The sequence below is a fragment of the Gemmiger formicilis genome, from assembly GCF_016901605.1.
Lineage (GTDB): Bacteria > Bacillota > Clostridia > Oscillospirales > Ruminococcaceae > Gemmiger > Gemmiger formicilis_B.
On the sequence record NZ_JACJKP010000487.1, the window covers coordinates 1 to 398 of the forward strand.

General features: G+C 57.8%; 1 protein-coding gene. It reads left to right on the top strand.

What is annotated here, in order from left to right; all coding sequences use genetic code 11:
• The coding region (locus H6B10_RS19070) for an alpha/beta fold hydrolase (RefSeq protein ID WP_204652372.1) at window positions 1-398 on the top strand (398 nt) is incomplete at both ends.

Genomic DNA, 398 nt, shown 5'->3' on the forward strand with positions numbered 1-398 from the left:
CCATCACCCTGGTTTTTCTGCCAGGGCTGACCGCTGACCATCGGCTGTTTGACAAACAGATTGCCTGTTTCGAAGGGAAATACAATCTGCTGGTATGGGACGCCCCCGGCCATGGCGCTTCCTGGCCGTTCCGTCTGACCTTCACCCTGATGGACAAGGCAAGATGGCTGGATGAGATTCTCTGCCAGGAAGCTCTGTGCCAGCCGGTGATCGTGGGGCAGTCCATGGGCGGCTATGTAGGGCAGGCCTATGCGGAATTGTTTCCCCGGAAGCTGAAGGGCTTTGTGGCCATTGATTCGGCCCCTCTGCAGCGAACGTATGTGACGGGCATCGAACTGTGGCTGCTGAAACGGATGGAGCCGGTCTATCGCCATTACCCGTGGAAGTCCCTGCTGAAA